The following is a 3,964-nucleotide window of genomic DNA, read 5'->3' as shown; positions in this document are numbered from 1 at the left end:
ATTGAAACGGTTTTTGGTTACCTGAAAAACAGATTAGAAATTGAACATACTCGCCATAGATCTCCTATTAACTTTTTAGTTCACATCTTTTTTACACTCACTTCATATTCCATGCAACTCAAAAAGCCCTCTATTTCCAGCTCTTTCTTTATTGGCTAATCCATAGTTAGCGTTTTGGGCTGCTGCATTGATTATAACTCCACTTGTGTGGGCTTGTAACAAAGTACAAAGTAAGCTGAGTGAAATACAGGAACCAGAAAAAGCATCTTTAGTCAATGGCATACCACATACTGAGTTGTAGTACCAACCTTCGTTATTGGGAAAACAAATAGGACATATTACAAATTTGCTTATATCCCCCAATTAACGGCTAGAATAATGAAGTTAAAAGTCTTGGAAGGCGTTTCAGCCAATAAGATGTGTGATCACCTGTATTTATAACCATCAACAATAAATTTAAATGGTATTATACCACTTAGAGCTGCCTGAGTATTGGACAAAGTAAAGCTGATATCAACAGTTTGATTCTCCACCTTCTTATTTTGTTCAGTTGTAAGAACTACAACAGCACTTCCGGCGAATGTGACTAGGTCCTTGATTGGTCGGTCAATGGATAACTTTACTACATTTATGTTGAAAATTTTTCTCTTAGATAAAGACAGATCACTAGCTTCATTGCCCATTTTTTCTTGAAAACCCTGATAGACTTTATATATAGAGTTGTTTTGTATGAAATTTTCTCGGTATTCTGGCTCAATGACTCTACTAGATTCATATATTTCAACGTATTTACTTACTAAGTACCTGGCTATAGAAGTGTATTCATCATCTTCTTCATTAAAACTAAGCTTACGTATTATAGAGAACTCATCTTCTGTGTAATTCACATATTTCACAAAATTTAAATCTCTTTTAATAGGGAACAACAGGTATATATTTAGTAGTAATAAACATAAACACACTAGGAGAAATGATACTATCGATACCATCCAAGACCTTTCTGCTATACAAGATAGGTATCTATGATAGTACCATTCAATTGCTTTACTAAAATAACTCTTGTTTTTTACTGATTCGAGCAGCTTGTCTTCCATAATATAAAGCCCTATTGAATTATTATAACAACAATAAACCCTAAAAATTTCAAAATATATTTAAATTTTCTAAAACAGAATGAATAATTATATCACCTTGTTCCGCAATAAGGCAGAATTTATCAATTTTGCTCATATCCACATTTATCATCTTTACATCGAAATTTTCAGGATCATAGGTATTACCATCTGCACTTTTGTGGTAATTATAATAACGTAATTTATCTTGGTCATCAAAATAACCAAATTCATCAGCGAGGGTTCCCACCTTTCTACCTCTATCACCTTTTACCAGCCCGAATAAATCCGCTGCATGGTTTTGAGACCCAGGCTCAACAGCTCCCTCCATAGCAAAAAACTTAGGTGCATGACCAACAAGCTCCTTAAATTTTAGGTTATGGGTCTTTTTCACACTACCAAAATCCACAAATTTATATTCATCTGAAACACCAGAATATTGTGGATCATATTTTTTATATTCAAAAAACTCATTACCTAAAACGTTGCAAAACGTTAATTTATGATCACCGTCATTCAATTTAATGACTTTAAGGTAATGAAAATCTCGAGGAATTTTTACCTCCTCTTTCGTAATATAATTGCGTATAACTAGCTCACCACTGAGCATGTGATAGCCAATTTTTGGCAAGTAGCTATATTAATTGTTTTGTTTAGCTTAAAATTTGCTTCAGAAATACCATTTGACAGCTCCTTTCCTTTTTCTAAGGTTATGTCCTGGTCTAGAGCCATATTCTTAATTAAGCTTAATTCTTTCTGCATGTTCAGTATCGCTTTCGTTAAAACCTCTATCGATTGCCACACAGTTAATTTATCATCAGTCAAACCATGTACTTCAAATATCAAATTGACAGTATTTTATCACAAATTTATGCTAAAAGTATTATGCTCAGTGGACTGATGCTATGATATTAATCGCATTAGCTAGAACATGCTTTTTATCTAAGTGGAGTTGCTTAGCAGCAACAAAAAGTTCATCTATTTTTTTCCACTTACTTAGCAAAATTTCAACACCATTTACCTCTCTTTTTATTTTGTCTAAAACGAAGGCTTGAATTATATATGATGCTAGTTCTAGCGCGATTTCGCTGTTTATTACTTTATTAATTACTTCGGGATTATTTAAATTACGAAGGAATGTATAAAAGCATCTGTATGATTCATAGGTACCGCTACTTATTGTATTTATTATCATTCCTGGTGTTCCAGAAAATAGGATAACCATTTCATCGAATACTTGATCATCAGGTTTACATTGAGATGAAACGACTTGCTTCGTTTCACCATAAGTCAGTGGCAGTAAATTTAGCTGAAAGCACCTACATTTGATAGTGGTTTGTATATTGTATGGCTTGTGGCTAATTATGAATATTTTAGAGTTCTTTGGCGGCTCTTCTAATATTTTTAATATCGCATTTTTAGCGTTGTTCGTCATTGCTTCTAAGCTATCTATCACGGCTATCTTGTATTCTGATTGAATAGGGCTTAAGTGCAGAAAATTTTTCATTTCTCTCACCTTTTCTACTCCTATTGTGTCACCCTCAACAATGTGCAAATCCAACGCTACTTCATAGTTTTTTATAAGAAACCAATTAGAAAAGGATTTTACAAGTGTTGCTTTTCCTATCCCCTTTTTACCACAGACCAGCCAAGATTGAACAGACAAGTTGTCCATTAACTTTTTTTTGGCTTGGTCATGACCTATTACTTTTTTCATTCTTTCTCCTATGAACCTCAATCTGGAAGCATATTACTTGAAGTGAAACTGCACCCCCTCTTAAAATCTTAATCTTATCTCCAGTTAAGTCAACAACAGTAGATTCTATGCTGGAAACTAATTTATCATCTTCAACTACCGCAGATAGATGTTGCTTAATAGATTGAGGTATATCGCTTGCTTTGTATACACTTTTTTCTCCTGAAATATTGATACTAGTTGCCACTATTGGAGCTTTCAGCTCATTTAGTATTGAAATTGCAATAGGATGATTGGGAATTCTTACGCCTATGCTGCCTTTAAAAAATTCATTTGGTAATATGTTATTACTTTTAAGCTGTAAGATATAGGTAATCGGTCCGGGAGAGAAGTGATTTACTAAACTAATATATTTTTCCTCTAGCTCTGCTATTTTTGTCAAACTGTAAATATCATTAACGAGTATAGATAGTGGTTTATTTTGAGAACGCTTCTTTACCTGGTATATTTTCTTTATAGCTCCACTATCTAGTACACTACAAGCAAGGGCATAAACTGTCTCTGTCGGAAAACACACTAACAAGTTGTTCTGTATTGCATTTATTATTTCAGATATCATATAGCTAAAAACTTACATTCATATTACGGCATAAGTAGTAAATAATTTCACGTAATCGTTTCAATACCAACTTTTTTCTGGCATGTTTTTCTTCATCGGTTAAACTGCTATCTTATAATGAATTTTGTCAGTAGCCACTAAGTTTTTTACTTGCCATTCAAACTGAGCCACCACAACTGTACGAACACTGTTTTACCGGTGTAACGTGCACAACAAGGATATCATGAAAGCAGTCCTCCTCCTGTTACCCTAGCACTTTTTCTCCCGTCATTCCAGTGTCTTCTCCTGCCATCCTAGCAACCCATTTCTTGTCACCTCAGCGCCTCCTCCTATCATCCCAGCGCCTCCTTCTTTTGTCATTCCAGTGCTCCGACACTGGGATGGCTTTATTGCATGGCAACTTATGCTGTGGTGATTTATGATAAATTCATGTAACCATTTCAAATTTAGCCATGCCAATGTCAGTAAATTTATTGAGTAAATAGCACTTGATTAGCAGTTCTTTTTCACGATTTATCTCAGATTTATTCCTCAAGC

5 protein-coding genes and 3 pseudogenes are annotated in these 3,964 nt (G+C 34.1%); 1 reads left to right on the top strand and 7 read right to left on the bottom strand.

What is annotated here, in order from left to right:
- Positions 1 to 159: pseudogene (locus tag GO685_RS03795) on the top strand (IS982 family transposase); the annotation flags it as partial.
- Here the strand turns inward: GO685_RS03795 and GO685_RS03790 are convergent.
- From GO685_RS03790 to GO685_RS05940, 7 genes and pseudogenes are all read right to left on the bottom strand, one after another.
- Entirely contained in the window at positions 103 to 363 is a 261-nt protein-coding gene (locus GO685_RS03790) for a hypothetical protein (RefSeq protein ID WP_175937635.1), read from the bottom strand. The pseudogene GO685_RS03795 and the gene GO685_RS03790 sit on opposite strands and share 57 nt — an antisense overlap.
- Positions 364 to 425: 62 nt before the next feature.
- Positions 426 to 1,094, bottom strand: a complete 669-nt coding sequence (locus GO685_RS03785) for a conjugal transfer protein TraJ (RefSeq protein ID WP_175937639.1) — start codon at positions 1,092 to 1,094, stop codon at positions 426 to 428.
- Positions 1,095 to 1,143: 49 nt separating this feature from the next.
- Positions 1,144 to 1,937 (bottom strand): annotated as a pseudogene (locus GO685_RS03780) (hypothetical protein).
- A gap of 64 nt (positions 1,938 to 2,001) precedes the next feature.
- Positions 2,002 to 2,829, bottom strand: a complete 828-nt coding sequence (locus GO685_RS03775) for a DNA polymerase III subunit delta' (protein WP_175937638.1) — start codon at positions 2,827 to 2,829, stop codon at positions 2,002 to 2,004.
- The gene (locus tag GO685_RS03770) at positions 2,807 to 3,427 is read right to left on the bottom strand and encodes an L-threonylcarbamoyladenylate synthase (protein WP_175937637.1); all 621 of its coding nucleotides are present in this window, start codon (positions 3,425 to 3,427) and stop codon (positions 2,807 to 2,809) included. Before GO685_RS03770 ends, GO685_RS03775 begins: the two co-directional genes overlap by 23 nt.
- Before the next feature lie 267 nt (positions 3,428 to 3,694).
- The gene (locus GO685_RS03765) at positions 3,695 to 3,871 is read right to left on the bottom strand and encodes a hypothetical protein (protein WP_175937636.1); all 177 of its coding nucleotides are present in this window, start codon (positions 3,869 to 3,871) and stop codon (positions 3,695 to 3,697) included.
- Positions 3,855 to 3,964, bottom strand: a pseudogene (locus tag GO685_RS05940) (IS5 family transposase); the annotation flags it as partial. The pseudogene GO685_RS05940 and the gene GO685_RS03765, both read right to left, overlap by 17 nt.

It is taken from the genome of Wolbachia endosymbiont of Madathamugadia hiepei (assembly GCF_013366855.1).
GTDB lineage: Bacteria > Pseudomonadota > Alphaproteobacteria > Rickettsiales > Anaplasmataceae > Wolbachia.
Note: the sequence above shows the minus strand (reverse complement) of the source record. Positions and strands in the feature narration are given on the sequence as shown.

Bases quoted from the DNA above. Each gene is read 5' to 3' on its own strand.
- GO685_RS03785 (WP_175937639.1), bottom strand. From the start codon at position 1,094: ATGGAAGACAAGCTGCTCGAATCAGTAAAAAACAAGAGTTATTTTAGT.
- GO685_RS03775 (WP_175937638.1), bottom strand. From the start codon at position 2,829: ATGAAAAAAGTAATAGGTCATGACCAAGCCAAAAAAAAGTTAATGGAC.
- GO685_RS03770 (WP_175937637.1), bottom strand. From the start codon at position 3,427: ATGATATCTGAAATAATAAATGCAATACAGAACAACTTGTTAGTGTGT.